The sequence below is a fragment of the Rhodococcus sp. NPDC060090 genome (genome assembly GCF_042729855.1).
Taxonomy (GTDB): Bacteria; Actinomycetota; Actinomycetes; order Mycobacteriales; family Mycobacteriaceae; genus Rhodococcus.
Genome location: NZ_JBHWXB010000018.1, coordinates 17,319 through 43,822, shown reverse-complemented (window position 1 = coordinate 43,822; position 26,504 = coordinate 17,319). Strand labels below are relative to the sequence as shown.

The window sequence follows — 26,504 nt, the reverse complement described above, 5'->3', positions numbered from 1 at the left end:
GCCTCATGGCCGAGGGGGGGATGTCATGTGGGGGATTGTGTCGACTCGTGTCCGCTGCGCGGCCGTCATCGCTGCTGCGGTGGTGCTGGTGCCGGTGGGAATCGCGACAGCGGGTCCGTCTTCGCAGGATTCGTCCGGCGTGGTCCATGAGACCGGTGAGGTCGCGACACACGCGGCGGCTCGTGCCGACTGCGGGCCGGGTTCACGACCCGAATCCGGACTGCAAGGCGATGTGCCTGCCGTCGACCGCGACAGCGGGCGCAGCACCGAGGGCTACGACTGCAACATCACCCGGATCGGTGGGTTCGCCGGTGACGGCGCGGGGATCGTGTCGGCGAGCTACGACCACTGCGCATACATGGGGAGTCTTTTCCCCGGCAGCCTCGTCGGACCGGAAACCGGTGTCCAGGTGGTCGACGCCTCCGATCCTGCCGATCCGCGACCGACCGTGACGCTCACCGAGCCTGCGATGCTCGCGGGAACCTGGGAGAGTCTCAAAGTGCATGCGGAACGAGAACTGCTGGTGGGCACGGGTGTTCCCGCGCTGCTCGGAGCCGGATTGTTGTCGGTGTACGACATCTCCGACTGCGCTCACCCGCGGTTGCTCAATCCCGGCGCCGGCACCGACCTGCGGATGCCGCTCCCGATCACCGCACACGAAGGGGGGTTCTCGCCGGACGGTCTCACCTACTGGTCCACCGGCGCAGAAGGGGTGCTCAGCGCTGTCGACCTCACCGATCCCACCGACCCGACAGTCATCTGGCAAGGCTGGATGGGCATGTCAGGGCACGGGTTCGGGATCTCGTCCGACGGCAACCGGCTGTACTTGTCGAACAATTTCGGCGGCCTGTCGATTCTCGACACCAGTGCCGTGCAACGCCGTGACGCGGATGCACAGGTGCGGCAGGTCGCCTCGATGTCATGGACGGATGGCTGGGCGACCCAGCACAGCATTCCCGTCACCTACGACGGACATCCCTACCTGTTCACGGTCGACGAAGGGGGCTCGGGTGGTGTCAAGCTCATCGACATCGCAGACGAAGCGAACCCGGCGATCGTCAATTCGATCAAGCTCGAGATCAACCTGCCGGAGAACATCGACAGTCAGGTCGCATCCGGGATGGGAGGCTCGGCGTTCGCCTACGAGTCGCACTACTGTTCGGTGGACCGGCCGGTGAATCCGACCGCCCTGGCCTGTGGATGGGTGTCCTCCGGCATCCGGGTGTTCGATATCGGCGACCCGTTCGACGTGAAGGAGATCGCCTACTACAACCCGCCGGCGATGACCTCCCGAAATCTCGAGCGCTCCAACTCGCCACACGCTCTCGCCTCTGTGATCGGTGTCCCCCTGCTCAGCGCGCCCGCGGTGCTGCAGTCCGCGATCGGTGGGCAGTTCGACCTCGCGGAGGCGGAGTCGCCCCGCAGTGGCATGGTGGTGGCCGGAGACCTGTCCACGGACTGGTGCTTCTCGCCGCCGGAATGGCGCGGCAACGACCTGTGGGTCAGTTGTTCGGACAACGGATTCATGACGCTGCGTCTGAGCGAAGATGTCTACACCCCGCCGGCCGACCAGCGGTCGACGATCGGATCATGACGGGAAGGGTCCGGTACCGAGGTGTCGAACATCACCATCCGAGTGCTGGCGCTGGCGGCGCTGTCGCTCCTCCTGCTGGGGGCCGGTGCGACGTTGCGGCCACTGGCGGGTCTGCCGGAAGAGTATCCCGGGAGCGCTGCCTCGGTCGCCGTGTTGAGTGACGTCGAGGTCGGATTCGTTCAGGATATGGCCGCCCATCACCAACAGGCACTGCAGATGACGGTGAGGCTGCCGCCGGGTCTCGACCCGGCCGTCGCTGCACTTGCAGATCGGATCGATGCCGCGCAGCGACTCGAACTCGGGACGCTGCTCGGCTGGCTGACGCTGACGGGGTCTCCGCCGATCAACCCGGACCCGATGTGGTGGCACAGCCCCACACACGCCCCCGGCGCAAATCTTCAGGGGGACGCAGATCATCACGGGACCGGCACGAGAATGCCTGGGATGGCGACGCCCGCGGAACTCGACGCTCTGTCGGCGGCACACGGACGCGACGCGGAGATCCTGTTCCTGCAGTTGATGACGCGACATCACGATGGTGGTGTAGCCATGGCGCGGGCGGCCGATCTTCTGCTCGACGACGGTCCCGTGAAGCGGATTGCCCGCGCGATGCTGCAGGAGCAGAGCAAAGAATCCGGGCTGATGACGCTGATGCTCGCCGAACGCGATGCCGTTCCTGCCGGGTGAGTTTGCCGGGGCCACATCGGACCGCGTAGCCTAGGGCACGCGAGTGTCCCGAGTTCTGCCCTTCACCGGTCTGCACAAGGGTGCTCGTGGTGGAACGCGCGCGATGTGCACGTCAGCGCCGGTCCGCCTGCCCGAAAGCGTTAATCAACCGACTATCAACCCGTCCGGAGCAACTCAAACACATGGCCTCCACTACCGTCACCTCGCCGCAGGTAGCCGTCAACGACATCGGCTCCGCCGAGGATTTCCTCGCCGCCATCGACGCCACGATCAAGTACTTCAACGATGGCGACATCGTCGAAGGCACCATCGTCAAGGTCGATCGCGATGAGGTGCTGCTCGACATCGGTTACAAGACCGAAGGCGTCATCCCGTCCCGCGAGCTCTCGATCAAGCACGATGTCGACCCCAATGAGGTCGTGTCGGTGGGCGACGAGGTCGAGGCCCTGGTCCTCACCAAGGAGGACAAGGAAGGCCGGCTGATCCTGTCCAAGAAGCGTGCGCAGTACGAGCGCGCCTGGGGCACGATCGAGGAGCTCAAGGAGAAGGACGAGGCCGTCAAGGGCACCGTCATCGAGGTCGTCAAGGGCGGCCTGATCCTCGACATCGGCCTGCGTGGCTTCCTGCCCGCGTCGCTCGTCGAGATGCGTCGCGTCCGCGACCTCCAGCCGTACGTCGGCAAGGAGATCGAGGCCAAGATCATCGAGCTCGACAAGAACCGCAACAACGTGGTCCTGTCGCGCCGCGCATGGCTCGAGCAGACCCAGTCCGAGGTCCGCAGCGAGTTCCTGCACCAGCTCCAGAAGGGCCAGGTCCGCAAGGGCGTCGTGTCCTCCATCGTCAACTTCGGCGCCTTCGTCGATCTCGGCGGTGTCGACGGCCTCGTGCACGTTTCCGAGCTGTCCTGGAAGCACATCGACCACCCGTCCGAGGTTGTCGAGGTCGGTACCGAGGTCACTGTCGAGGTTCTCGACGTCGATCTCGACCGCGAGCGTGTCTCCCTGTCGCTCAAGGCGACGCAGGAAGACCCGTGGCGTCAGTTCGCCCGCACCCACGCGATCGGCCAGATCGTCCCGGGCAAGGTCACCAAGCTGGTTCCGTTCGGTGCATTCGTGCGCGTCGAAGAGGGAATCGAAGGCCTCGTGCACATCTCCGAGCTGGCCGAGCGCCACGTGGAGGTCCCGGACCAGGTTGTCGCAGTCGGCGACGACGCGATGGTCAAGGTCATCGACATCGACCTCGAGCGTCGTCGTATCTCGCTGTCGCTGAAGCAGGCGAACGAGGACTACACCGCAGAGTTCGATCCGTCGAAGTACGGCATGGCCGACAGCTACGACGAGCAGGGCAACTACATCTTCCCCGAGGGCTTCGATCCCGAGACCAACGAATGGCTCGAGGGCTTCGAGAAGCAGCGTGAGGAGTGGGAGTCCCGCTACGCGGAGGCCGAGCGTCGTCACAAGATGCACACCGCTCAGATCGAGAAGATGGCTGCCGACGAGGCCGCCGAGGCTGCTGCCGGCGTGTCCAGCAGCAACTACTCCTCGGATTCGGCTCCGGAGGTGGGCGATACCGAGACCGCCTCCACCACCGGTGGTGGGGGCTCGCTCGCCAGCGACGCGCAGCTCGCTGCACTGCGCGAGAAGCTGTCGGGCAACGCCTGATAGCGTGTTTTTCACGGAAGACCCCGCACCTTCGGTGCGGGGTCTTCCGCATTCCAGGGAATCACTCGGCGGCGGCTGTGGGGGAATGATCCAGTCGATATGCCGACGCCCCCTCCCGGGCGGGAGGGGGCGTCGGTCGTGTCGTGTTCTGGAATCCGCGGTGGTATGGACGCTTTCCGGGGTGGTCAGCTCGTAGCGGGAGTTGCCCACTGTGTCGGCAGTGCGGCTGCGCGCTTGCGTATGGCGGCCTGGCTGTGGCGCGCGTTGCTCAGGAGCATCGTGAACCAAGTGCGCCGGTGCTCCGCGAGCGCGGAGGCCACCTCGGGGATGAGGATGCAGTGAACACCGTTTTCCATACCGAGGCGATGCCGACCGGGTGATGATTGGGAGGATCGCATTCTTGCCTTCTCGAGTGGACTGGATTCCGTGGTCGGACGCTTCTGAACGACGGTAACCGACGGAAAGGCTCGAGTGCCGCATTTGGCGCAGGTGAGAGGCGTGTTTCGCTCATGGCCGGGATCTCGCGATCGGCTTGTGATCCTCTCGTGACCGTGACGTGACTGCTGCAGCCCGGGTTTCGACCCCGGTTTCGGTGATGCAAGACTGGGCGGCGTGTTGCGAATGGGGTTGACCGGAGGAATCGGCGCGGGGAAGTCGACCGTGGCGAAAGAGCTCGTCGAACTCGGAGCGGTTCTCGTCGACGCCGACGTGATAGCCCGGGAGATCGTGGCGCCGGGATCGGAGGGTCTCGCGGAACTCGTCGACGCATTCGGTGACGGGATCCTGCTTCCCGATGGCTCGCTGAATCGGCCGACGCTCGCTGAGAAGGCATTCGCGAACGATGACGCGCGTGCTGTACTCAACGCGATCACCCATCCCCGGGTCGGCCGTCGTACGGCCGAGCTCGTCGAAGCGGCCGCCGACGATGCGATCCTTGTGCAGGACATTCCGCTGCTCGTCGAAGGCTCGATGGCCCCGGCGTTCCATCTCGTGGCGGTCGTGCACGCCGGCGAGCAGGAGCGCCTGCGTCGGCTGGTGGACCTGCGAGGAATGCCCGAGTCCGACGCCAAGGCCAGGATCCGTGCGCAGGCCACCGGAGAGCAACGCCGTGAAGTTGCCGACGTGTGGCTCGACAACACCGGCGAGCCCGAGGCCGTCGTCGAGGTGGTTCGCCGACTGTGGGAAGAGCGGCTGGTGCCGTTCGAGCAGAACCTGCGCACCCGTACGGTCGTGCACGCCGAGCCGGTTCTTGTCGCGGCGCAGTCGCAGTGGGATCAGCAGGCCCAACGTCTCGTGGCACGGCTCGCGCTCGCCTGCGGCGGGCATGCGGTGCGCATCGATCATGTCGGGTCGACGGCGGTCCCGGGACTCGTCGCGGTCGACATGCTGGATCTGCAGGTTACGGTCGCAGATCTGGCGGCTGCCGATGCGCTCGTCGAGCCGCTCGCAGCGGCGGGGTTCCCGCGGATCGAGCAGATCGACCACGACACTCCGAAGCCGTCCTACGGTGCGGGCGGCGAGACCGATCCCGCTGTGTGGTCGATGAGGCTGCACGGCAGTGCCGATCCCGGCAGGCCCGCACGTGTGGCTCTGCGGGTCGATGGCTGGCCCGGGCAGCAGTTCTCCCTGGTGCTGCGCGACTGGTTGCGCGACGACGCGGAGGCTGTGCACGAATACGCGGAGGTCAAGCGCGCCGCAGTTCGATCTGCCGCAGACGAGACCGATCCGCTTCGTGCTGCGTCGTCGTACCGCGACGTCAAGGAACCGTGGTTCGATCGGGCCTACCACCGTGCGTGGGACTGGGCGGGTTCCACCGGGTGGTCGATCTGACCGAGCATCGCTCCATGTGAACGCTGCTGCGAAGTCGTAGGGAATAGCCCAGCGCGGCAACCCGTTGATGTAGTTGACTGTTCAACGACATGACGGAGGTTCGGACGTGCAATTCGGCATTTTCACCATCGGAGATGTGACCCGCGACCCCACGACGGGACAGGTCCCCACGGAACACGACCGCATCGTCGCCATGACGAAGATCGCCCTCAAGGCAGAAGAGGTCGGCCTCGACGTCTTCGCTACAGGCGAGCACCACAATCCGCCGTTCGTACCGTCCTCGCCGACGACGATGCTCGGCTGGATTGCCGCGAAGACCGAGAACCTGATCCTCTCGACCGCGACCACACTGATCACGACCAACGACCCGGTCAAGATCGCCGAAGACTTCGCGATGCTGCAACACCTCTCCGGCGGACGCGTCGACCTCATGATGGGACGCGGTAACACCGGACCGGTATACCCGTGGTTCGGCAAGGACATCCGACAGGGCATCCCGCTGGCAATCGAGAACTATCACCTGCTGCGACGACTGTGGCGAGAGAAGGTCGTCGACTGGGAAGGCAAGTTCCGCACACCGCTGCACGGCTACACCTCCACCCCGATGCCCCTCGACGGCACCCCGCCGTTCGTCTGGCACGGATCGATCCGCTCACCGGAGATCGCCGAACAGGCAGCTTTCTACGGCGACGGGTTCTTCCACAACAACATCTTCTGGAACAAGGAACATATCCAGCAGATGATCACGCTCTACCGCACCCGGTTCGAGCAGTACGGGCACGGCGCCGCCGATCAGGCCATCGTCGGCCTCGGTGGACAGGTCTTCATGGCCGACACCGAAGTCGAAGCGAAACGCAGGTTCCGGCCCTACTTCGACAACGCTCCTGTGTACGGGCACGGACCGTCACTCGAGGAGTTCTCGTCGATGACTCCGCTGACGGTCGGTACTCCCGAGCAGGTCATCGAGCGGACTCTCGGGTTCGCCGACTACGCCGGGGACTATCAGCGCCAGCTCTTCCTCATGGATCATGCAGGCCTGCCTCTCGACGTCGTCCTCGAGCAGATCGAGATCCTCGGCCGCGAGGTCGTTCCCGTGTTGCGCACCGAGTTCGAACGTCGCCGTCCTGTACATGTGCCGTCGGATCCGCCGACCCACAGCTCGCTGGTGGCAGCGGGGCCGGACTCGCCGCATCGTCTGGTCGCGCCGGCCTCGATCGACACGGAAACCGTGGGGGCCTCGACATGAGCCGCCGCCTGATCGTCGTGACCGGCGGACTGTCGCAACCGTCGTCGACGCGACTGCTGTCCGATCGAATCTCCGACGCGGTGATCGCTGCGATCGGGGTGCGCGGTGAGGCAGTCGACGTCGATGTCGTCGAACTCCGCGATCTCGCAGGTGATCTCGCGACCATGATGACCACGCATGTGCCGACCCCCGAGCTCAGGGAGGCACGTGAGCGGATGTCGCAAGCGGACGGGCTGATCGCGGTGACTCCCGTGTTCACGGCGAGCTACAGCGGCCTGTTCAAGATGTTTTTCGACGTACTCGACACCGACTCCCTCCGCGGCATGCCGACGATCATCGCCGCTACGGCGGGCACGGCACGGCACTCACTGGTACTCGACCACGCGATGCGCCCACTGTTCGCGTTTCTCAACGCGGTGGTGGCGCCCACAGGAGTCTTCGCAGCCACCGAAGACTTCGGGGGCGGTGTGGGTCCGGACGGGGAGGGACTGTCCGGGCGTATCCGTCGCGCCGCAGACGAACTCGCGGCGCTGATGGTGGCCGACGGCGCCGGCGTCGAGGGGTTCGTGCCGACGCCCTCGACCAGGCCACGATCCTCCGGCAACATCGTGCCAGGCGTGTCGGCGGGGCCTGGCGGGTCGGCATTCGAGGCGTTGCTCCAGTCGCACCTGCAGTGACGACCTGCAGACTGCGACGCGAATCGGCCCGCAGTGCGACGAATATGTCGTTGCTGCGGGCCGATGCGGATGCCGAGTATGAGGTCAGACCAGGTCTTCACCGTGTCGGCGGGCTTCGAGCCACTCCTTGATGAAGCCGCGGCCCAGGACGAACAGTACGGCGGCCACCAGCACGGGCCAGATCAACACGTAGATGGTCAAGGCAAGGGTACTCATGCGTGGTCCTTCGTCAGAGTCGGATTGTTGCCTGGATCGCTGCCTGGATCGCTGTCTGGATCGCCGTCGGTCGGGTCGAAGTCACCGACACGCTCGGCGATCACATCGAAGTCGAATTCCTCGGTCTTGCTCACCGACATTGCCCAGCACACCACCGTACTGACCGCGTACGCCACCAACGACGCGCTCAGCACCGCGTAGTCGTGGAGGAAACCTATCGCGAACGGCGCGGCTACCAGGGCGGCCAGAATACCGACGATTCGTGCGACACGCAGGCCGAAGAACCCGAACGCCATCAACCCGGCGATCACGCCGACACCGACCACCGAGACGACATCCGTGATGTAGCCGACCACACCGTCCATCGAGATCCATCCGAACCGCACCGGCAGGAACAGGGCAAGCGCGAGTAGCACCGAGGTGGTGAAGGCTCTGTTGGTGACCTTGCCCCAGTAGAAACTGGCGATCACGGGGAAGACGAGCGCGCCCCACAGTGCGCCGACGAACACCAATAGGTCGAGGATGTTCAAGCGCATGCTTGCGAATCCGACTGCCGTCGCGGTGGCGAGCACCATGGTGGCTCGGCCCACGAACAGCATGCGCTTGGGATCGGCGTGTTCCTTGCCGCCTGCGATGTTCTGGCCGTAGATGTCGGCCATCACGATCGACGACAGGGCAGCGAGATCGGAGTCGGCCGTCGACGAGAGCGCCCCGATGATCATGACGAAGAACAGGACCACCAGAACCGTAGGCAGGTACGACGCCACCATCTGCGGAACGATGTTGTTGACGTCCCCGTCCATCGGCTCGATCCCGAGGTAGAGCGCGAGTACACCGAACATCCCGACGCCGATGACCGTCGCGCCGTACCCGACGGTAGCGGTGATGAATGTGGGCTTGATCAGATCCTGACGCACCGCGAACAGGCGCTGAGCGATGGTCTGGTTGCCGATCGCATAGGCCAGCACCGCTGCAATGTACGGCGCGCCCTGATTGAGGAACGCGTCGCTCGAGAAGAAGTTGCTCTGCTGCTCGGTGAGGTTGCTCGCGCCGGTGTCGAAGGCGCCGGGGAACCCGGTGATGAAGAAGACCGCGGGGATGATCACCACGACCGCTCCGAGCATGGCGACCACCTGGACGAAGTCGGTGAGAACCGACGCCCGGAATCCCGACCACAGTGTGTACAGGAGCACGCCCGCGGCGATGAACACCACGCCTTGCACGAACGAGAACGGTGAGAGCATCGAAATCAGTACGCCGCCCGCGATGAAGTTCGACATCAGACTGATGACGCTGCCGACCACGTTCGAGCCGGCGAGCATCAACTGGCTCGAGGCCCCGTGCCGTGCGTACATCACCTCGGCGAGTGTGTGCGCCTTGGGGGCGACCGCACGGATCCTCTTGCCGAACGGGTAGATGAACAGAATCATCAACGCGCCCCAGAGTCCGTAGTGGATGGGGCCGGAGATTCCGTAGGTATAGCCCGAGGTGGCGGACGCATAAAGCGAGGACGCCCAGATCCACGTCGCGGTCATACTTGCTGCCGAGACGCCGAATCCGATTTTGTTGCCTGCGGTCATATACCCGTCGGCATTTTCTTTCTTCTTGCCGATCCGGGCTGAAATGAGAAATGTTCCACCATAGAATAAAGCCAGCAACAGAACAACTGTCACTGCGCCGAGTTGAACGAGCTCGGTGCTGTCCAATGCAACCTCCTTCGTATTCGCGTGGTTCCCGGCGACGGGCACAGCTCGACTCGAATTCGGTTTCGGCTGTATCCACCGTTGGGCGGGCGGGGGTATGCCCGGGCGACCCGAACTGCGGTGAGGCAGCGGGTCGTTCAGGACACGTGGGTCTACGTATCCGGCTGGTCAACGCCCAGTTCTGGGTGTGCGTCGACGGGGCGCAGCGGCGTTGCTGCGCGTTCACGAAAATGTTCGGGCGCGCCGGACCTGTCGGCAGTGAGGGATTTCCTCATTCCTGCCGATTCGCAATGTCCCAGGCCGCTCGTCCGGAGATTTTTGCATGTGTAATACAAATTCTCATCGACCGCGAAACACTAACATGCCGAGGGTACGAGTATTTCCTCGGGTACCACCTACCGGCGCGAAATCCGCGATATCCAGCGGTTATTCGATGTGGTTCATGCGATATCGCAGAGTGGAATTCCGGTGAGTCGCGATGATCCTCGCGGAGGTATTCTCAGCGCCATTCGACGGGGTAACCCTCGGATGCGAGCCAGGTGTCGAGGTCGTGACCGTGAGAGGCGATTCCGTCGACCGCCGTGAGCGCGGTCGACACGGCTCGCTCGGCATCGTCGGTGTCGAGCACGCCTGCCGCCACGGCCGCGAACAACTCGTCGATGTCCTCGACCCGGGTACCGCGGCCCGTGGAGACCACCAGATCGAGATAGTGGTCGCGCGAATGCCACACGTCGCCGTCGCGCCAGAAGACGCCGACGTCGACGTACCGGTCCTGATCGCGCTCGTGCCCCGGGCGGAAGTGGAAGATCGACGCACGCAGATGCAGCGACGGCAGCAACCACGATTCGAGGTAGTCGAAATGCGGGTGATCCGCGGATCGACCCATGTACAGGCCCCACGGGAACATCCGGAAGGTCTCGACCGGCCGCACGACGCCCTTCGGGTCGGTGTTGGTTCCGGCGGTCACGTCGAATCGTTCCACCTTGATCGGATGAAGACGGTGCGGCATGAACGGCACGCTACCGCGACCGGTCATCGCGGGCGCGGCCGAGATGTCGGTGGCACCGCTTACCCTGGATCCCATGGCGTTCGCAAGCGAGCATCCGGTTGTTGCCCACTCCGAGTTCCGGCCGGTCGGTGAGATCGAGCGGGCCGACTCACGCTTCGAGGTCGTCAGTGAGTACGAACCCGCGGGCGATCAACCCGCCGCCATCGACGCACTCCAACGTCGATTGGAGGCGGGGGAGCGCGACGTCGTGCTGCTCGGCGCCACCGGCACCGGTAAGTCCGCGACCACTGCGTGGCTGATCGAGCGGGTGCAGCGTCCCACCTTGGTGATGGCACCCAACAAGACCCTGGCCGCGCAGCTCGCCAACGAGCTGCGCGAGATGCTTCCCCACAACGCGGTCGAGTACTTCGTCTCCTACTACGACTACTACCAACCCGAGGCGTACATCGCGCAGACCGACACCTACATCGAGAAGGACTCGTCCATCAACGACGATGTCGAACGGCTGCGGCACTCCGCCACGTCGGCGTTGCTCTCGCGGCGCGATGTCGTGGTCGTCGCATCGGTCTCGTGCATCTACGGTCTCGGCACGCCGCAGTCCTATCTCGACCGTTCGGTGCAGCTCGAGGTCGGCGTCGAAGTGCCGCGCGACGCTCTTCTGCGTCTACTGGTCGACGTGCAGTACACCCGCAACGACATGGCGTTCACGCGCGGTTCCTTCCGCGTCAAGGGAGATACCGTCGACATCATCCCCGCGTACGAGGAACTCGCCGTGCGTATCGAGTTCTTCGGTGATGAGATCGACGCCCTCTACTATCTCCATCCCCTCACCGGCGACGTGATCCGCAAGGTCGACTCGCTGCGGATCTTCCCCGCAACCCACTACGTGGCCGGCCCCGAACGCATGGAACGCGCCGTGCACTCGATCGAATCGGAACTCGAGGAACGCCTCGCCGATCTCGAGAACCGCGGCAAGCTGCTCGAAGCGCAGCGTCTTCGTATGCGCACCCAATACGACCTCGAAATGATCCGCCAGGTCGGTTTCTGCTCGGGCATCGAGAACTACTCGCGACACATCGACGGTCGCGTGGCCGGATCGGCGCCCGCCACCCTCATCGACTACTTCCCGGAAGACTTCCTGCTCGTGATCGACGAGTCACACGTGACGGTGCCGCAGATCGGCGCGATGTACGAAGGCGACATGTCGCGCAAACGGAATCTCGTCGAATTCGGTTTCCGGCTTCCGTCGGCCGTCGACAATCGTCCCTTGACCTGGGAGGAATTCTCCGACCGGATCGGCCAGACCGTCTACCTGTCGGCCACTCCCGGCGATTACGAACTCGGGCAGGCCGGCGGTGAGTTCGTCGAACAGGTCATCCGGCCCACCGGACTCGTCGACCCGAAGGTTGTCGTCAAACCCACCAAGGGGCAGATCGACGATCTCCTGCACGAGATCCGTGGGCGCGTCGATCGCGACGAACGTGTTCTGGTGACCACCCTGACGAAGAAGATGTCCGAGGACCTCACCGACTATCTTCTCGAACTCGGGGTGCGGGTGAGGTATCTGCACTCGGACATCGACACATTGCGCCGCGTCGAACTGCTGCGTCAGCTCCGTCTCGGGGAGTACGACGTCCTCGTCGGTATCAATCTCCTTCGTGAGGGTCTCGACCTTCCCGAGGTATCGCTCGTGGCGATCCTCGACGCAGACAAGGAAGGGTTCCTGCGCTCGACCAGGTCGCTGATCCAGACGATCGGTCGCGCGGCCCGCAACGTCTCCGGCGAAGTCCACATGTACGCCGACAAGATCACCGACTCGATGGCACGCGCCATCGAGGAAACCGAGCGGCGCCGCGAGAAGCAGATCGCATACAACGTCGAGCGCGGGATCGACCCACAGCCGTTGCGCAAGAAGATCGCCGACATCCTCGACCAGGTCTACGAGGAAGCCGAGGACTCCGAGAAGATCGAGGTCGGTGGTTCGGGACGTAACGCGAGCCGTGGGCGCCGAGCCCAGGGCGAATCGGGCCGAGTCGGCAGTTCCGGTGTCGTCGAGGGACGCGACACGAAGTCGATGCCCCGCGCCGAACTCGCCGACCTCGTACAACAACTCACCGACCAGATGATGCAGGCGGCCCGCGACCTGCAGTTCGAACTCGCCGGACGTCTGCGCGACGAGATCTCGGACCTCAAGAAGGAACTCCGCGGAATGGATGCGGCCGGACTCCAGTAGTTCGCTCTCGCCATCGAGTCGATGCCGTCGTGCCGTAGGCGGGTGCCGTGAGGTCGCCGTCACGTGCCGTAATGTCCCAGGACATGGATTCCGCTGCCGCCGGTCGGGCCGCCCGCGCTCTCGAGCTCCTTCATTCCTTCACGTATTTCGCTCCCGAAGTGCATTCCGAACTGGGAGCGGTCGGTCTGGAAGGCACTGCGATGAAATACGTCGCGTCGCGGGTTGCGCCGATGGGCGCGGTGGGTCCGAGCGTGGCGACCGCAACGTTCTACAACTTTGCACCACGTCTGATCGAGTCTGCGTTGCCCGCCGCATGGCAGATCGCCACGCCGTCGCAGGTGTACGCGGCACGTGTGCGGGGCGTGGACGCGGCGATGACACGGTGGCTCGGAGCGGATGTCACGACTTCACCGGACATGGTCGAGGCCGCGGAACTCGCCGCGTCGATCGCACGGTCTGTGCCCGGCGTCGACGGCAGGTCCCTCTACGCCGGATACGCGGATCAGCCCTGGCCGGAGGCGCCGCACCTCATTTTCTGGCATGCACTGACGCTTCTTCGCGAATACCGCGGTGACGGCCACGTCGCAGCGCTGCACGGCGCTGGGCTCACCGGACTCGACGCGCTCATCACGCACACCGCCAGCGGGATCGGGTTCAGCGCAGAATTCGCCAAGGCGAGCAGGGGCTGGACCGACGGTGAATGGGACGAGGCCGAGGCTTCACTCCGCGGGCGAGGGCTGATCGACCGCGCCGGCGAACTGACGGGCGACGGATTCGAAGTGCGCGAACTGGTCGAGGATCTCACCGACGACCTCGCGGTGGAGCCGTGGGCGGCAGCAGGGGAGGAGGCGATCGAGCGGTTGCTCGACCTCGCGGTGCCGTGGCGCGACACGATTGCCGACGGCGGACCTCTCCCCGGTGGGATGTTCGGACCGCGTTTCGGTGACGCGAAGTAACACACACTGTGGCGGCCGATGAGGTCTGTGCCCCAAACGTCCCACCTGTACCGCCGTGACCGCTAGTGTCTTTGCCAGCATCAGGTGTGGGGGATCGCCTGCTTCGATCCGTCGCCACCGATCGGCCACCGCGCCGACACATCATCGATGGAGGACTGAATGACCGCTTACCGGACCATTGTCGTCGGCACCGACGGCTCCGAGTCGTCGTACCGTGCCGTGGAGAAGGCTGCGGCCCTCGCTGCGGACGCCGGCGCCAAACTGGTGATCGCCTGCGCGTACTACCCTGCAGACGCCCGCGACACCGCCCAGGCGGCCGACGTCCTCCGCGACGAGGCGTACCAGATCACAGGTTCCGCACCGACCTACGACATCCTCCGCACCGCACGGGAGAAAGCGACTGTGGCCGGCGCGAAGGACATCGTCGAACGCCCCATCGTGGGTGCGCCCGTCGATTCCCTGCTGACCCTCATCGACGAGGTCGACGCAGACCTCGTGGTGATCGGCAATCGCGGACTCAACACCTTGACCGGCCGGCTCCTCGGGTCGGTTCCGTCGGATGTGGCCCGCAAGTCGACCTCCGATGTGCTGATCGTGCACACGGTGCGCTGATTCAGCAGAAGTTCTCGCGCGCGATCACGAGGAAATGCCGGGCGGCTTCGTCGCCCGGCATCGTCGTATCCGAGACCGTCGCGGCGTACGCCGCGATCGGCCGGACCACTTCGGCGATCTGCTCCTCCGGAACACCGGCCGCCAGCCGGCTGCACAGACCCCGTGCGACCGCGAGCAGCGTTGCGTCCGGCACACCTGCCGCCAGCCCCGAGTCGGCCAAGGCATTCTTGAACCGCAGGGCGTGAGCATCGAGCACCGGCGCCTCCCGGTCCGGCTGCGGAGCCGTCGTGGCAGCCGCGGCGGCGACCATCGTCTGCTCTACGGTGGTGGTGCTGGTGGCACACGACACCGCCGTGGAGACGGCGCCGAGCAGCACCACTGTGCGTGCGACCCGCCGGCCGCCACGTCGGTGCAGCATCGACCCGAGCGTCAGCACGGTGCAGGGGCCGCAAGACCCTCGAGCACGTGCGGAAGCGGCGCGGTGTGGACAATACCGAGGCGCTGCGTCGCGCGCGTCAATGCCACATACAGGTCGTTGAGTCCGCGCGGCGACGCCTCCCGGATCTCCTCCGGTTCGACGAGCACCACCGAATCGAACTCGAGTCCCTTCACGTCCTTGACGGTCGCCACTCGCACCGACGCCGACGCCAGGTGCGCCCACTCCTGCACCAGGCGCGGCGGGACGATCACCGCGGTGAGTCCGGGGCCGTCCTCGGCGTCGATGATCTCGCGGACTGCGTCGACGAGTTGGTCCTGGCGGACGTGTCGTGCCCACGGCACGAAACCGGAGTCGCGCACAGAGCGGGGCGGCACCTGTTCGGGATCGATCTCGGCGAGCACGTCGTGTGCTATTCGCATGATCTCGGCGGGCGTCCGATAGTTGACCGTCAGCTCCGCCCTGCGCCACCGATTTTTCACATACGGTTCGAGAACCCGTTGCCACGACGATGTTCCGGCCGGGTCGCCCGTCTGCGCGGTGTCTCCCACGAGAGTCATCCAGCGGTTCGGGATCCGGCGCATCAACATGCGCCACGCCATGTCGGAGAGCTCCTGCGCTTCATCGACGATCATGTGTCCGTACGTCCAGGTGCGGTCACCTGCCGCGCGCTCGGCAGTGGTCCGGTGCTGCTTCAGATCCTGACGCTCGGCGAGTTGGGAGGCATCGATCAGGTCGTATGCCATCAGCAACTCGGGATCGAGCTCGTCTTCGAGATCCTGCGGCGCCGAACCGGTGAGGATGTCCAGCGCGCCCTGCGCGTCGGCGATCTGCTTGCGCCACCGCTTGGCGGCCCCCTCACGTTCTGCCGCATCGTCGATGCCCAGCAGTTCGGCGAGTTCGTCGAGCAGCGGTGCGTCCGCGGCACTGAACCCTACGGGCGGGCCGGGCCGATGCAGCGCGTCGATCCCGCTGTCGGAGAGGTGCGGTGCAGCCGTGGACAGTCGAGTCTTCGAGGCCAGTAGATCCGACAGAACTCGCTGCGGTGACAGCTGGGGCCACAGGGCATCGATGGCGGCAACGATGTCGGAGTCCGCCCGCATTTCCGAACGGATGTCGTCGATGTCGTCGCGGCTCAGGAGATTTCCGCCATTGACGAGATCCGCTCCGATGAGCTCCGCCATCTGATCCGCGAGAGCTTCGATGACGCCGGACACGAAGATCGGCCGTGCCAGATTGTGGGGACGGCGTGAGGAGCGCGCGCGGCCTCGGGCGCGTGTGACCACCTTGCGGTCCAGGGTGAGCCGGTACGTGTCGAACGTGAGTGGAACCGGCTTCGACGGCACTTCCTGCCGGTCGCGCACCGCCTTCTTCAGGGTGTCCACCATGTCGAGGGACCCCTTGATCTCGCCGGCCTCGACATTGTCGTCGAGAGTGGCCTTCACTCCGGGGTAGAGGTCGCCGACCGTGGAAAGCAGCACACCCGTTTCGCCCAGCGACGGCAACACCTGGCCGATGTAATCGAGAAATGTCGAATTGGGTCCGACGATGAGCACACCGCTCTTCGCCAGCTGCTTGCGATAGGTGTAGAGCAGGTACGCGGCGCGGTGCAGGGCGACCGCGGTCTTGCCCGTGCCCGGTCCGCCCTGCACCACCAGGACGCTCTTGTGCTCGGAGCGGATGATGGCGTCCTGTTCCGACTGGATCGTGGCGACGATGTCGTGCATCTGCCCGGTGCGGGCTGCATTGAGCGCGTCCAGGAGGGCGGACTCCCCGGCGACGCCCCCTGCAGCGCCGACGTTCGCGTGCTCGCGTGCTGCGTCGAGGTCGAGGTACTCGTCGTTGAGGGCCGTCACGGTGCGGTTCCTGCTGCGAATGTGCCGTCGCAGAATCACCCCTTCGGGTGCTGCGGGCGTGGCCAGATAGAACGGCCGGGCCAGGGGAGCGCGCCAGTCGAGCAACAGCGATTCGTAGTCGTTGTCCTCGTCGAGGATGCCGATGCGCCCGATGTACCGGGCCTCGGTGTCGCTGCCGGCGGTGTTCCTGCCGGCGGTGTCCGGGCTGTCGCTGTGTTCGGATTCACGGACGTCGACGCGGCCGAAGCACAATCCGTGTTCGGCCGCGTCGTACTTGGCGAGGTCTTCGGTGTACATCTGAGTGAACGATTCGCGCTCACTGCGTGCCTGGGGTGTGCCGCCGGTCTCCAGCAGGACCCGCTTCAATCGGGTCTGGGTGTACTCGCGCAATTCGTCGAGGTGCGTATACAGCGTCGACAGGTACCGCTGCTCGTGCTCGAGGTCGGGATGGGGCGCGCCATCATCCGGCACATGAACTCCTCGGGTTGAAACGATTCGAACGCGCAGGCACGTCGAGGAAAGTGTCCAAGGAGTCTAGTGCGGCCGGGGCCGCTGTGCAGAAATCACGACGCGCCCGCGGACCTCCCGATGGGCTCGGGACCGCTACCCGAGCTTCTTCTCGAGCGCCTTCTCGGCTTTCGCCCGGGCCTTCTCCGCCTTCGTCCGAGCCTTCTCGGCGCGCTTCCGTGCGTGCTGCGCGTTCTCGAGCGCCTTCGCATTCAGTTCCGAGGACCGTTCCTCCGCCAGATGCGCAAGCTCGGTGCCTCGATCGCGGGTCGTCTCCCACCACTGTGACCCGCGCCGACGGGCGACCTCGGCGTATTCGGGGGCGCGGTTGCGTGCACGTTCGAGGAGTTCGCTGCTGCGTTCCTTCGCCGTGTCGGTGAGTTCAGGGGCATGTTCCTTGGCTGCGTCGAAGAGTTCGGTACCGCGGTCGCGTGCGCGCTCGGCGAGTTCTGGCCCGCGCTCACGAGCGACCCCGAGAATTTCCGTACCGCGGTCGCGGGCGACCTCGGCGAGTTCCGGTGCGCGTTCCTTGGCCTTGTCGAGAAGGACGCTTCCTTGGTGGCCGGCCTCGTCGGTGAGCGACTTCACTCGCTCGGACACGGTGTGGATGGCGTCGCCTGCCGCGTGATCCGACGAGGATCCGGGCAGGGCTGCCGCGACCGCTTCCTGTGCCTGGTGTGCGGCGCGGCGGCCTCGCCACCCGAGCGACGGCTTGCCTTCGGTGTCGACGGATGCAAGCAGCAACCCACCGAGCAGACCGACATTCTTGAGGAACTGGGTGCGATGCTGGGCACGCGCGTCGGGGTCGTCGTAGTTCCAGAAATCATGGCCGGCCACAGTGGTGGGTACGACGGTGCCGGCGAGTGCGAGCGCCGAGATGCGCGGCCATTTGCCGATGGCGAACAGCGCGCCCGCGCCGATCTGCACCGCGGCGTTGATCTGCACCAGGGTTTCCGGGTTGCTCGGCAGGCGATCGGTGACGGAATTCGGCGCGGCGCCGATCATCTGATCCAGCCCCGGCTGGGCCGCAGCGGCCTTGGGGGAGGGGTTGCGCAGGGAATCGATGCCTCCTGCAATGAAAATGGACGCGAGCATCGGGCGCGCAAGCCTTCGGACGATCATGTCAGCCTCTTTCTCCGCAGTCGCTGTGAATTCGGACCCTGCCACGTGTACCCGGCTGTGTCCGGAAGTATGCCGAAATCGCCCACCCCGATGAATCGGTCCACGGCTGAATTCGAACGTGACGGAACGGCTGAATATGCAGAACTATGGGGGCACGATCTGCCCGTGAACCACGTGTCGCCTCGGCAAGGTGGAGCGCTTCTTCGTCACCAGCCTCGCTCGCGCCACTCCTGAAGATGAGGACGCTCGGCCCCGAGTGTGGTGTCCTTGCCGTGACCGGGGTAGACGACGGTGTCATCGCCGAACCGGCCGAAGAGTTTCGTCTCGACGTCGTCGAGCAGCGAGGCGAACTTCTCGTTGTCCGCAGTCTTTCCGATTCCGCCGGGAAAGAGGCAGTCGCCGGTGAAGACATGGTGACGTCCGGTGCCGGCCTCCTCGAGCACGAGCGCGATCGAACCGGGGGTGTGTCCGGCCAGGTGAAGCACTTCGAGACTCAGATCGCCGATGCGAACCGTGTCGCCTTCCTCGAGGAGACGTTCCGGAGTCACGGGCAACGGCTCGGCGTCGAGTGGATGCGCGGCGGTCGGCACCCCGGTCGCGGCAGCGACCTGCTCGAGCCCCTGCCAGTGGTCCCAGTGCTGATGCGTAGTGAGGATGAGTTCGAGATTCGGTGCATGCTCGGCGAGGTAGGACACGAGCAGATCCGGCTCGTTGGCAGCGTCGATGAACAGCGACTTGCCGGTTTCCGAGTCGGTGATGAGATAGGTGTTGTTGTCCATCTGCCCCACCGAGAGCTTGACGATGGTCGCGCCGGGGATCGTGCGGCGCTGCGCGGGGCCACCGGGGGAGACCTCGCCGGTGTAATGGTCGTCGATGATGAGTGGCTGCTTCGTCATAGTGATGGAGGCTACCTCCGGGCCGCATCGTTCGAGGTGGAGCGGTCGTGGACCAGAACCTGTCGGAGTGCGCGCCTACGATGGGCCAGGGCCCGAATGCGGCCTTGTCGACGAGGAAGGAACTGGTGTGGCGGATCGCCTGATCGTACGAGGGGCGCGCGAGCACAATCTGCGTGGTGTCGACCTGGATTTGCCGCGCGACAGTCTGATCGTGTTCACCGGCCTCTCCGGGTCCGGCAAGTCGAGTCTCGCGTTCGACACGATCTTCGCCGAGGGCCAGCGCCGCTACGTCGAGTCTCTCTCGGCGTATGCGCGGCAGTTCCTCGGTCAGATGGACAAGCCCGACGTCGACTTCATCGAAGGTCTCTCGCCTGCGGTGTCCATCGACCAGAAGTCGACCAACCGCAACCCGCGCTCGACCGTCGGCACCATCACCGAGGTCTACGACTACCTCCGACTGCTCTATGCGCGCGCTGGTGCGCCGCACTGCCCGGTGTGCGGCGAGAAGATCGCACGCCAGTCACCGCAGCAGATCGTCGATCAGGTCCTCGAGATGGAAGAGGGACTCCGCTTCCAAATCCTCGCGCCCGTGGTGCGCACCAGAAAAGGCGAGTTCGTCGACCTCTTCGAACACCTCACGGTGCAGGGATACTCCCGCATCCGGGTCGACGGGGTGGTCTACCCGCTGTCCGAGCCCCCGAAGCTCAAGAAGCAGGAGAAGCACGACATCGAGGTCGTCATCGACCGCCTCGCCGTGAAACCTACCGCGAAACAGCGCCTCACCGATTCCGTCGAGACCGCGTTGCGCCTCGCCGAAGGCATCGTCGTTCTGGATTTCGTCGACCGCGACGAGGACGCCCCGGATCGTGAACGCCGCTTCTCCGAAACCTTGGCCTGCCCGAACGGCCATCCCCTCGCGATCGACGACCTCGAGCCGCGCTCGTTCTCGTTCAACTCCCCGTACGGCGCGTGCCCCGATTGCGCCGGCCTCGGTGTGCGCAAAGAGGTCGACACCGAACTGGTGGTACCCGACCCCGACCGCAGCCTCGCCGACGGCGCGATCGCGCCGTGGTCGATGGGGCAGAGTGCCGAATACTTCACCCGGCTGCTCACCGGGTTGGCCGACGTCATGGGCTTCGACATCGACACCCCGTGGAAGAAGCTGCCCGCCAAGGTCCGTAAGGCCGTGCTCGAAGGCAGCACCGAGCAGGTGCACGTCCGCTACAAGAACCGCTACGGCCGTGTCCGCTCGTACTACGCGGAGTTCGAGGGCGTCATGCCGTTCCTGCATCGCCGCATGGAACAGACCGAGTCGGAGCAGATGAAGGAACGCTACGACGGGTACATGCGCGACATCGCGTGCCCGACGTGCAACGGCACACGACTGCGCCCGGAGATCCTGGCGGTCACGATCACCGCGGGAGACCGCGGTGCCAAGTCGATCGCCGAGGTCTGCGAGCTGTCCATCGCCGAGTGCGCCGACTTCCTGAACAGTCTCACCCTCGGTCCGCGGGAAGCAGCAATCGCCGGTCAGGTGCTCAAGGAAGTACAGGCGCGGCTCGGCTTCCTGCTCGACGTGGGTCTCGACTACCTGTCCCTCGCTCGCGCCGCCGCCACGCTGTCCGGTGGTGAAGCCCAACGTATCCGGCTCGCCACCCAGATCGGCTCCGGTCTCGTCGGTGTCCTCTACGTGCTCGACGAGCCGTCGATCGGTCTGCATCAGCGCGACAACCGGCGGCTGATCGACACCCTCACCCGGCTGCGCGATCTCGGGAACACTCTGATCGTCGTCGAACACGATGAAGACACCATCCGGGCCTCGGACTGGGTGGTCGATATCGGCCCCCGCGCCGGCGAGCACGGCGGACACGTCGTCCACAGCGGCACATACAAGGGGCTCCTCGACAACCCCCGATCGATCACCGGCGCGTTCCTGTCGGGCCGCGAATCGATCCCGATTCCGCTGGTGCGTCGGCCGGTCGACCCGAAACGTCAGATCACGGTGATCGGTGCACGCGAGAACAATCTCCGCGAGATCGACGTCGCGTTCCCGCTCGGAGTGCTCACCTGCGTGACCGGTGTGTCGGGGTCCGGAAAGTCGACGCTCGTCAACGAGATCCTCGCGACCGTGATGGCCAACAAGCTCAATCGCGCGCGGCAGGTTCCCGGTCGGCACACCCGCGTCAACGGTCTCGATCAGCTCGACAAACTCGTGCAGGTCGACCAATCGCCGATCGGACGGACACCGCGGTCGAACCCCGCGACCTACACGGGCGTGTTCGACAAGATCCGCACCCTCTTCGCCGCCACCACCGAGGCGAAGGTGCGCGGCTACCAACCGGGACGATTCTCCTTCAATGTCAAGGGTGGCCGCTGTGAGGCGTGTTCGGGTGACGGCACCCTCAAGATCGAGATGAACTTCCTGCCCGACGTGTATGTGCCGTGCGAGGTGTGCCACGGGGCGCGGTACAACCGGGAGACGCTCGAGGTGCACTACAAGGGCAAGACGATCGCCGAAGTGCTCGACATGTCGATCGAGGAGGCCGCCGACTTCTTCCAGCCGATCACCTCGATCCACAGGTACCTCGCGACCCTCGTCGAGGTGGGTCTCGGTTACGTCCGTCTGGGCCAGCCCGCGACGACGCTGTCCGGTGGTGAGGCTCAGCGCGTCAAGCTCGCCGCCGAACTGCAGAAGCGCTCCAACGGACGTACCGCCTACATCCTCGACGAACCGACCACCGGGTTGCACTTCGACGACATCCGGAAGCTACTCGGCGTCATCAACGGGCTCGTCGACAAGGGCAATACCGTCATCGTGATCGAACACAATCTCGATGTGATCAAGACGTCGGACTGGGTCATCGACATGGGGCCGGAAGGTGGATCGGGTGGCGGCACCGTCGTCGCGGAAGGTACGCCCGAGAGCATCGCGACGGTCGAAGCCAGCTACACCGGCCGTTTCCTGGCGGAATCTCTCGCCGTCACCACCTCGGTCCCCGAGAAGAAGGCCGCTCGTCCCGCCCGCAAGCGTGCGCCTCGGAAGAAGGCCGCGACCGGCTGAGCGGACGGGGCGAACGTTCGCCGAACGTCAGTAGACGGGACCGGTGTACTTCTCGCCGGGGCCCTGGCCGGGCGCATCGGGCACCGAAGATGCTTCGCGGAACGCCTTCTGCAGTGCCTGCAGGCCCTCACGGATCGGGCCGGCGTGCGGGCCGAGGTACTCGACCGACGCGGTGACGAGCCCGGCGAGGGCGGTGATCACGCGGCGCGCCTCGTCGAGGTCGAGGCGGTTGCTCGCGTCGGGGTCGTCGGCGAGGCCCAGCTTCTCCGCAGCGGAACTCATCAGCATCACCGCAGCGCGGCTGATCACCTCGACCGCGGGGATGTCGGCGAGGTCGCGCACGTCCGCGGGCTGGTCGGCGTGGTCGGTGGGATCGGGGATGTCGGTCATGCCTCGAGGATCCCACCACCGGCACAGTGCTCACTTCCCGGGTACGCGCTGCGGCGTCCGATTCTGCGCCGAGATGCATCTTTTGCTAGACTGATCGTCACGACCGCCTGCGCATACTCGCGTGGGCAGCAAGTGGAGTCCGACTCCCACCTCTGGCCGCGCAATTCTACGGTGCAGTGGTCCGGTCCTTCGAACGCTCCGGCGCTCGGAGAGTCCACGTCCTCGAGGGCGTGGAACGTGGTCGCGGTGATACCGCGGCGCGTCGATCGGTCGGTACGGACCCCGCGAGGTGCATAGCGCCGCAGCGGGGTTTTTTGTCGAGGAATCGCCGGGCCCCGCTTGCTGCGGTGCGGTCAGAGAGACCACACCGCATTTCTACCTAGGAGGCCCCATCAGCGCTGAGACCCGCATCAACGAACGCATCCGTGTTCCCGAGGTCCGGCTCGTCGGACCGGGTGGTGAACAGGTCGGAATCGTGCGTGTCGAAGATGCACTCCGCCTGGCCATCGAAGCCGACCTCGACCTGGTCGAGGTGGCCCCCGACGCCCGCCCGCCGGTCTGCAAGATCATGGACTACGGCAAGTTCAAGTACGAAGCCGCGCAGAAGGCGCGCGAATCGCGCAAGAACCAGCAGCTGACCGTGATCAAGGAGCAGAAGCTCCGTCCCAAGATCGACGCCCACGACTACGAGACCAAGAAGAAGAACGTCGTTCGCTTCCTCGAAGCCGGCTCGAAGGTCAAAGTGACCATCATGTTCCGCGGTCGTGAGCAGTCGCGACCCGAACTCGGATTCCGTCTGTTGCAGCGTCTCGGCGCCGATGTCGCCGACCTGGGTTTCATCGAGACGTCCGCGAAGCAGGACGGCCGCAACATGACGATGGTCCTGGCCCCGCACAAGGGTGCGAAGACCCGCGCCAAGGCCCAGGAAGCTGCCCACGCCGCTCCGGCGAAATCTTCTCGGCCTGCCTCCGCAGCACCTGCAGCATCCGCCGACTCCGCAGCACCTGCTGCGCCCGCAGCTCCTGCTGCGCCCGCAGCTCCTGCTGTGCCGGAGCAGCAGGAGCAGTCGGGAGAGGTACAGACCAACTAGCCGCTCCGGCAGCACATCCGGTGCTGCGCGCGAGCACCGATGTATCCACGACAAGAACTGAGGACTCCATGCCCAAGTCGAAGACCCACAGCGGCACCGCGAAGCGATTCAAGGTGTCCGGTAGCGGAAAGATCCTGCGCCAGAAGGCCGGTCGCCGCCACCTGCTCGAGCACAAGTCCTCGCGCGTGACGCGTCGCCTCGACGGCGTCGCCGTCGTCGCCGCCGCCGACGTGCCGCGCATCAAGCGCCTGCTCGACATCTGAGCCTTCCCGACCGATCATCCCGGGGGCGAGTACCTGCCCCCCGAAACTGACAGGACATATCAGTGGCACGCGTGAAGAGGGCTGTCAACGCCCAGAAGAAGCGCCGTTCGATTCTCGAGGCCTCCAAGGGCTACCGCGGGCAGCGTTCGCGCCTGTACCGCAAGGCCAAGGAACAGCAGCTTCACTCGCTGACCTACGCCTACCGCGACCGCCGCGCACGCAAGGGCGACTTCCGCAAGCTCTGGATCACCCGCATCAACGCTGCGGCTCGCGCGAACGACATCACCTACAACCGGTTCATCCAGGGCCTCAAGGCCGCGGGTGTCGAGGTCGACCGTAAGAACCTTGCGGAGATCGCCGTTGTCGACGCCGAGGCATTCGCCGGCCTGGTGGCCGTCGCGAAGGCTGCTCTTCCGGCCGACGTCAACGCTCCGGCTGCCTGAGCGCGACGCTGAACGAGAATCCAGCACAGGAACGGCCCGTGGACCCGCTCACCGAGCGCACCCCACGGGTCGTTTCTGCTGTCAAACTGCTTCGCGCCTCCGAGCGGCGCAAAACCGGACGTTTCCTCGCCGAAGGTGAGAACTCGGTCACCGAGGCACTCGCGACCGGGGTCGTTCACGACGTGTTCGTCACCGCGGACGCCGCCGAGCGATACCGGGACCTCGTCACCACCGCGCAGGGCCGCGGCATTCGCGTCGGTATCGTCACCGACCGCGCTGCGGAGCGGTTGTCCGACACCGTCACCCCGCCCGGTCTGGTCGCCGTGTGCGACACCCTCGACGTGACCCTCGACTCCGCACTCGAATCCAGGTCGCGGTTGCTCGCGATCCCGGTCGAGATGGGGGAACCAGGCAACGCAGGCACCCTCATCCGCGTCGCCGACGCCGTCGGCGCCGACGCGGTGATCCTCGCGGGCGACAGCGTCGACCCCCACAACGGCAAGTGTGTGCGCTCCTCCGCCGGAAGCGTGTTCCACCTTCCGCTCGTGCGCGAACGCGACACCACCCGCGTGCTCGATGCCGTGACCGCCGCCGGCGTCACCATCCTCGCGACCGCCGCCGACGGCGAGGTCGACCTCGACGACGCAGACGAACTGCTTGCCGCACCCATCGCCTGGCTGTTCGGCAGCGAGGCCCACGGACTGCCCGCCGAGGTAGCCGCCCGTGCCGATCATCGGGTGCGTATCCCCATCCGCGGTCGTGCCGAATCCCTCAACCTTGCGACCGCCGCCGCCATCTGCATGTACGCGAGTGCCCGGGTGCAGCATCGGTCGGCTACGCGCTTAACCTAGGATTTCCATGGTGCGGCTTCGCTGCATCGGCTTCACCCACCGACGAAGAACCGTTCGCCCGAAGAAGGAGTTGCACCGGTCGTGGCCAAGAAAGAGGACGGCACTCCGCCGGCAGTCGATCCCCGAGCGCTGACCGAGGACGCCCTCGCTACGGCAGAGAAAGCAGCTGTCGAAGGGTTCGGCGCGGCCGCCGACCTCGACGAACTCGCCCAGGCGAAGATCGCTCATCTCGGAGACAAGGCGCCGATCTCGCTCGCGAAGCGTGCCCTGGGCTCCCTGCCCGGACCCGAACGCGCCGACGCGGGCAAGCGTGTCAACGCACACCGCACTGCCGTGCAGGCCGCGTTCGATGCACGCCGTGAAGAACTACAGGCGCAGCGCGACGCCGCGGTCCTCGTCGCAGAGTCGATCGACGTGACCCTCCCCGCGACCCGCCGCGCGCTCGGCGCGCGCCACCCCATCACCATCATTTCCGAGCAGGTCTCCGACGTGTTCGTCGCGATGGGCTGGGAGATCGCGGAGGGGCCCGAAGTCGAGACCGAGCACTACAACTTCGACGCCTTGAATTTCCTGCCCGATCACCCGGCCCGCACGATGCAGGACACCTTCCACATCGCGCCCGAGGGCTCCCGGCAGGTGCTGCGTACCCACACCTCCCCGGTGCAGGTCCGCACGATGCTCAGCCGCGACATTCCGATCTACGTGGTGTGCCCCGGCCGCACCTTCCGCACCGACGAACTCGACGCCACGCACACCCCGGTGTTCTCGCAGATCGAGGGCCTCGCGGTCGACAAGGGCCTGACCATGGCGCACTTGAAGGGCACGCTCGACGCGTTCGCCCGCGCACTGTTCGGCCCCGAGACCACCACCCGGATGCGGCCGAACTACTTCCCGTTCACCGAGCCTTCCGCCGAGGTCGACGTGTGGTTCCCGAACAAGAAGGGCGGCGCAGGCTGGGTCGAGTGGGGCGGCTGCGGCATGGTCAACCCCGACGTGCTCCGCGCGAGCGGCATCGACCCCGACGTGTACGGCGGTTTCGCGTTCGGCATGGGCCTCGAGCGCACCCTCCAGTTCCGCAACGGCATCTCCGACATGCGCGACATCGTCGAAGGCGACATCCGCTTCACCCTGCCCTTCGGGGTACAGGGCTGACGCCCTGATCCGT

24 protein-coding genes are annotated in these 26,504 nt (G+C 65.6%); 15 read left to right on the top strand and 9 right to left on the bottom strand.

Annotated features, from left to right (window positions below):
• Window positions 1-25: 25 nt before the first annotated feature.
• From ACFWCF_RS22040 to rpsA, 3 genes are all read left to right on the top strand, one after another.
• Window positions 26-1,594, top strand: coding sequence for an LVIVD repeat-containing protein (locus ACFWCF_RS22040; RefSeq protein WP_378566011.1), 1,569 nt, complete (start codon window positions 26-28; stop codon window positions 1,592-1,594).
• 21 nt (window positions 1,595-1,615) lie between these two features.
• Complete coding sequence (locus tag ACFWCF_RS22035) at window positions 1,616-2,281, top strand: DUF305 domain-containing protein (RefSeq protein ID WP_378566008.1); 666 nt, start codon at window positions 1,616-1,618, stop codon at window positions 2,279-2,281.
• Window positions 2,282-2,463: 182 nt separating this feature from the next.
• Window positions 2,464-3,942: a 30S ribosomal protein S1 gene (gene rpsA / locus ACFWCF_RS22030; protein WP_378566005.1), complete on the top strand. Its 1,479-nt coding sequence runs from the start codon at window positions 2,464-2,466 to the stop codon at window positions 3,940-3,942.
• 185 nt (window positions 3,943-4,127) lie between these two features.
• Here the strand turns inward: rpsA and ACFWCF_RS22025 are convergent, their stop codons facing one another.
• Complete coding sequence (locus ACFWCF_RS22025) at window positions 4,128-4,340, bottom strand: hypothetical protein (RefSeq protein WP_378566002.1); 213 nt, start codon at window positions 4,338-4,340, stop codon at window positions 4,128-4,130.
• A 214-nt stretch (window positions 4,341-4,554) separates the two neighbouring features.
• Here ACFWCF_RS22025 and coaE point away from each other — a divergent pair, with 214 nt between their 5' ends.
• From coaE to ACFWCF_RS22010, 3 genes are all read left to right on the top strand, one after another.
• Window positions 4,555-5,772, top strand: coding sequence for a dephospho-CoA kinase (coaE, locus tag ACFWCF_RS22020; RefSeq protein ID WP_378565999.1), 1,218 nt, complete (start codon window positions 4,555-4,557; stop codon window positions 5,770-5,772).
• 106 nt (window positions 5,773-5,878) lie between these two features.
• Window positions 5,879-7,018: an LLM class flavin-dependent oxidoreductase gene (locus ACFWCF_RS22015; protein ID WP_378565996.1), complete on the top strand. Its 1,140-nt coding sequence runs from the start codon at window positions 5,879-5,881 to the stop codon at window positions 7,016-7,018.
• A complete protein-coding gene (locus tag ACFWCF_RS22010; RefSeq protein WP_378565993.1) occupies window positions 7,015-7,695 on the top strand; it encodes an FMN reductase in 681 nt (226 codons plus the stop codon). The genes ACFWCF_RS22015 and ACFWCF_RS22010 overlap by 4 nt, the downstream gene beginning before the upstream one ends.
• An 84-nt stretch (window positions 7,696-7,779) precedes the next feature.
• Here ACFWCF_RS22010 and ACFWCF_RS22005 read toward each other — a convergent pair whose 3' ends face one another.
• The 3 genes from ACFWCF_RS22005 to ACFWCF_RS21995 all read right to left on the bottom strand — a co-directional run bounded on the left by ACFWCF_RS22005 (window position 7,780) and on the right by ACFWCF_RS21995 (window position 10,623).
• Window positions 7,780-7,911, bottom strand: coding sequence for a putative transporter small subunit (locus tag ACFWCF_RS22005; protein WP_378565990.1), 132 nt, complete (start codon window positions 7,909-7,911; stop codon window positions 7,780-7,782).
• On the bottom strand, window positions 7,908-9,617 hold the full coding sequence (locus ACFWCF_RS22000; protein WP_378565987.1) for a sodium:solute symporter family protein: 1,710 nt from the start codon (window positions 9,615-9,617) through the stop codon (window positions 7,908-7,910). Before ACFWCF_RS22000 ends, ACFWCF_RS22005 begins: the two co-directional genes overlap by 4 nt.
• Before the next feature lie 496 nt (window positions 9,618-10,113).
• Entirely contained in the window at window positions 10,114-10,623 is a 510-nt protein-coding gene (locus tag ACFWCF_RS21995) for a DUF402 domain-containing protein (RefSeq protein ID WP_378565984.1), read from the bottom strand.
• Window positions 10,624-10,696: 73 nt separating this feature from the next.
• On the opposite strand from ACFWCF_RS21995, the gene uvrB reads away from it, so the two are divergent.
• From uvrB to ACFWCF_RS21980, 3 genes are all read left to right on the top strand, one after another.
• Complete coding sequence (uvrB, locus tag ACFWCF_RS21990) at window positions 10,697-12,856, top strand: excinuclease ABC subunit UvrB (RefSeq protein WP_378565981.1); 2,160 nt, start codon at window positions 10,697-10,699, stop codon at window positions 12,854-12,856.
• Window positions 12,857-12,939: 83 nt separating this feature from the next.
• Window positions 12,940-13,812, top strand: coding sequence for a hypothetical protein (locus ACFWCF_RS21985; protein WP_378565978.1), 873 nt, complete (start codon window positions 12,940-12,942; stop codon window positions 13,810-13,812).
• Between the two features lie 159 nt (window positions 13,813-13,971).
• Complete coding sequence (locus ACFWCF_RS21980; protein WP_378565975.1) at window positions 13,972-14,424, top strand: universal stress protein; 453 nt, start codon at window positions 13,972-13,974, stop codon at window positions 14,422-14,424.
• A gap of 1 nt (window position 14,425) precedes the next feature.
• Here the strand turns inward: ACFWCF_RS21980 and ACFWCF_RS21975 are convergent, their stop codons facing one another.
• The 4 genes from ACFWCF_RS21975 to ACFWCF_RS21960 all read right to left on the bottom strand — a co-directional run bounded on the left by ACFWCF_RS21975 (window position 14,426) and on the right by ACFWCF_RS21960 (window position 19,241).
• On the bottom strand, window positions 14,426-14,842 hold the full coding sequence (locus ACFWCF_RS21975; protein WP_378565972.1) for a DUF732 domain-containing protein: 417 nt from the start codon (window positions 14,840-14,842) through the stop codon (window positions 14,426-14,428).
• 11 nt (window positions 14,843-14,853) lie between these two features.
• A complete protein-coding gene (locus ACFWCF_RS21970) occupies window positions 14,854-17,187 on the bottom strand; it encodes a HelD family protein (RefSeq protein WP_378565969.1) in 2,334 nt (777 codons plus the stop codon).
• 132 nt (window positions 17,188-17,319) lie between these two features.
• Window positions 17,320-18,345: a DoxX family membrane protein gene (locus ACFWCF_RS21965; protein WP_378565966.1), complete on the bottom strand. Its 1,026-nt coding sequence runs from the start codon at window positions 18,343-18,345 to the stop codon at window positions 17,320-17,322.
• 206 nt (window positions 18,346-18,551) lie between these two features.
• Window positions 18,552-19,241, bottom strand: coding sequence for an MBL fold metallo-hydrolase (locus ACFWCF_RS21960; protein ID WP_378565964.1), 690 nt, complete (start codon window positions 19,239-19,241; stop codon window positions 18,552-18,554).
• Window positions 19,242-19,368: 127 nt separating this feature from the next.
• Here ACFWCF_RS21960 and uvrA point away from each other — a divergent pair, with 127 nt between their 5' ends.
• The gene (gene uvrA / locus ACFWCF_RS21955) at window positions 19,369-22,302 is read left to right on the top strand and encodes an excinuclease ABC subunit UvrA (RefSeq protein ID WP_378565962.1); all 2,934 of its coding nucleotides are present in this window, start codon (window positions 19,369-19,371) and stop codon (window positions 22,300-22,302) included.
• Between the two features lie 27 nt (window positions 22,303-22,329).
• On the opposite strand, the gene ACFWCF_RS21950 is transcribed toward uvrA, so the two are convergent.
• Window positions 22,330-22,692: a DUF1844 domain-containing protein gene (locus ACFWCF_RS21950; protein WP_378565959.1), complete on the bottom strand. Its 363-nt coding sequence runs from the start codon at window positions 22,690-22,692 to the stop codon at window positions 22,330-22,332.
• A 391-nt stretch (window positions 22,693-23,083) separates the two neighbouring features.
• On the opposite strand from ACFWCF_RS21950, the gene infC reads away from it, so the two are divergent.
• The 5 genes from infC (at window position 23,084) to pheS (ending at window position 26,491) form a co-directional block, all read left to right on the top strand.
• Entirely contained in the window at window positions 23,084-23,782 is a 699-nt protein-coding gene (gene infC / locus ACFWCF_RS21945) for a translation initiation factor IF-3 (RefSeq protein ID WP_378566161.1), read from the top strand.
• Window positions 23,783-23,850: 68 nt separating this feature from the next.
• On the top strand, window positions 23,851-24,045 hold the full coding sequence (gene rpmI, locus ACFWCF_RS21940; protein ID WP_378490221.1) for a 50S ribosomal protein L35: 195 nt from the start codon (window positions 23,851-23,853) through the stop codon (window positions 24,043-24,045).
• A gap of 62 nt (window positions 24,046-24,107) precedes the next feature.
• Complete coding sequence (rplT, locus tag ACFWCF_RS21935) at window positions 24,108-24,488, top strand: 50S ribosomal protein L20 (RefSeq protein WP_378565956.1); 381 nt, start codon at window positions 24,108-24,110, stop codon at window positions 24,486-24,488.
• A 38-nt stretch (window positions 24,489-24,526) separates the two neighbouring features.
• The gene (locus tag ACFWCF_RS21930; protein ID WP_378565953.1) at window positions 24,527-25,339 is read left to right on the top strand and encodes a TrmH family RNA methyltransferase; all 813 of its coding nucleotides are present in this window, start codon (window positions 24,527-24,529) and stop codon (window positions 25,337-25,339) included.
• An 81-nt stretch (window positions 25,340-25,420) separates the two neighbouring features.
• Complete coding sequence (gene pheS, locus ACFWCF_RS21925; RefSeq protein WP_378565950.1) at window positions 25,421-26,491, top strand: phenylalanine--tRNA ligase subunit alpha; 1,071 nt, start codon at window positions 25,421-25,423, stop codon at window positions 26,489-26,491.
• Window positions 26,492-26,504 lie beyond the last annotated feature (13 nt).

Coding starts and splice junctions, on each gene's coding strand:
- ACFWCF_RS21975 (WP_378565972.1), bottom strand. CDS start 14,842: ATGCTGCACCGACGTGGCGGCCGGCGGGTCGCACGCACAGTGGTGCTG.
- ACFWCF_RS22005 (WP_378565990.1), bottom strand. CDS start 7,911: ATGAGTACCCTTGCCTTGACCATCTACGTGTTGATCTGGCCCGTGCTG.
- rpsA (WP_378566005.1), top strand. CDS start 2,464: ATGGCCTCCACTACCGTCACCTCGCCGCAGGTAGCCGTCAACGACATC.
- ACFWCF_RS21985 (WP_378565978.1), top strand. CDS start 12,940: ATGGATTCCGCTGCCGCCGGTCGGGCCGCCCGCGCTCTCGAGCTCCTT.
- ACFWCF_RS21980 (WP_378565975.1), top strand. CDS start 13,972: ATGACCGCTTACCGGACCATTGTCGTCGGCACCGACGGCTCCGAGTCG.
- ACFWCF_RS21950 (WP_378565959.1), bottom strand. CDS start 22,692: ATGACCGACATCCCCGATCCCACCGACCACGCCGACCAGCCCGCGGAC.
- uvrB (WP_378565981.1), top strand. CDS start 10,697: ATGGCGTTCGCAAGCGAGCATCCGGTTGTTGCCCACTCCGAGTTCCGG.
- ACFWCF_RS21995 (WP_378565984.1), bottom strand. CDS start 10,623: ATGCCGCACCGTCTTCATCCGATCAAGGTGGAACGATTCGACGTGACC.
- rpmI (WP_378490221.1), top strand. CDS start 23,851: ATGCCCAAGTCGAAGACCCACAGCGGCACCGCGAAGCGATTCAAGGTG.
- ACFWCF_RS22025 (WP_378566002.1), bottom strand. CDS start 4,340: ATGCGATCCTCCCAATCATCACCCGGTCGGCATCGCCTCGGTATGGAA.
- ACFWCF_RS21965 (WP_378565966.1), bottom strand. CDS start 18,345: ATGATCGTCCGAAGGCTTGCGCGCCCGATGCTCGCGTCCATTTTCATT.
- ACFWCF_RS22040 (WP_378566011.1), top strand. CDS start 26: ATGTGGGGGATTGTGTCGACTCGTGTCCGCTGCGCGGCCGTCATCGCT.
- ACFWCF_RS21960 (WP_378565964.1), bottom strand. CDS start 19,241: ATGACGAAGCAGCCACTCATCATCGACGACCATTACACCGGCGAGGTC.
- ACFWCF_RS22010 (WP_378565993.1), top strand. CDS start 7,015: ATGAGCCGCCGCCTGATCGTCGTGACCGGCGGACTGTCGCAACCGTCG.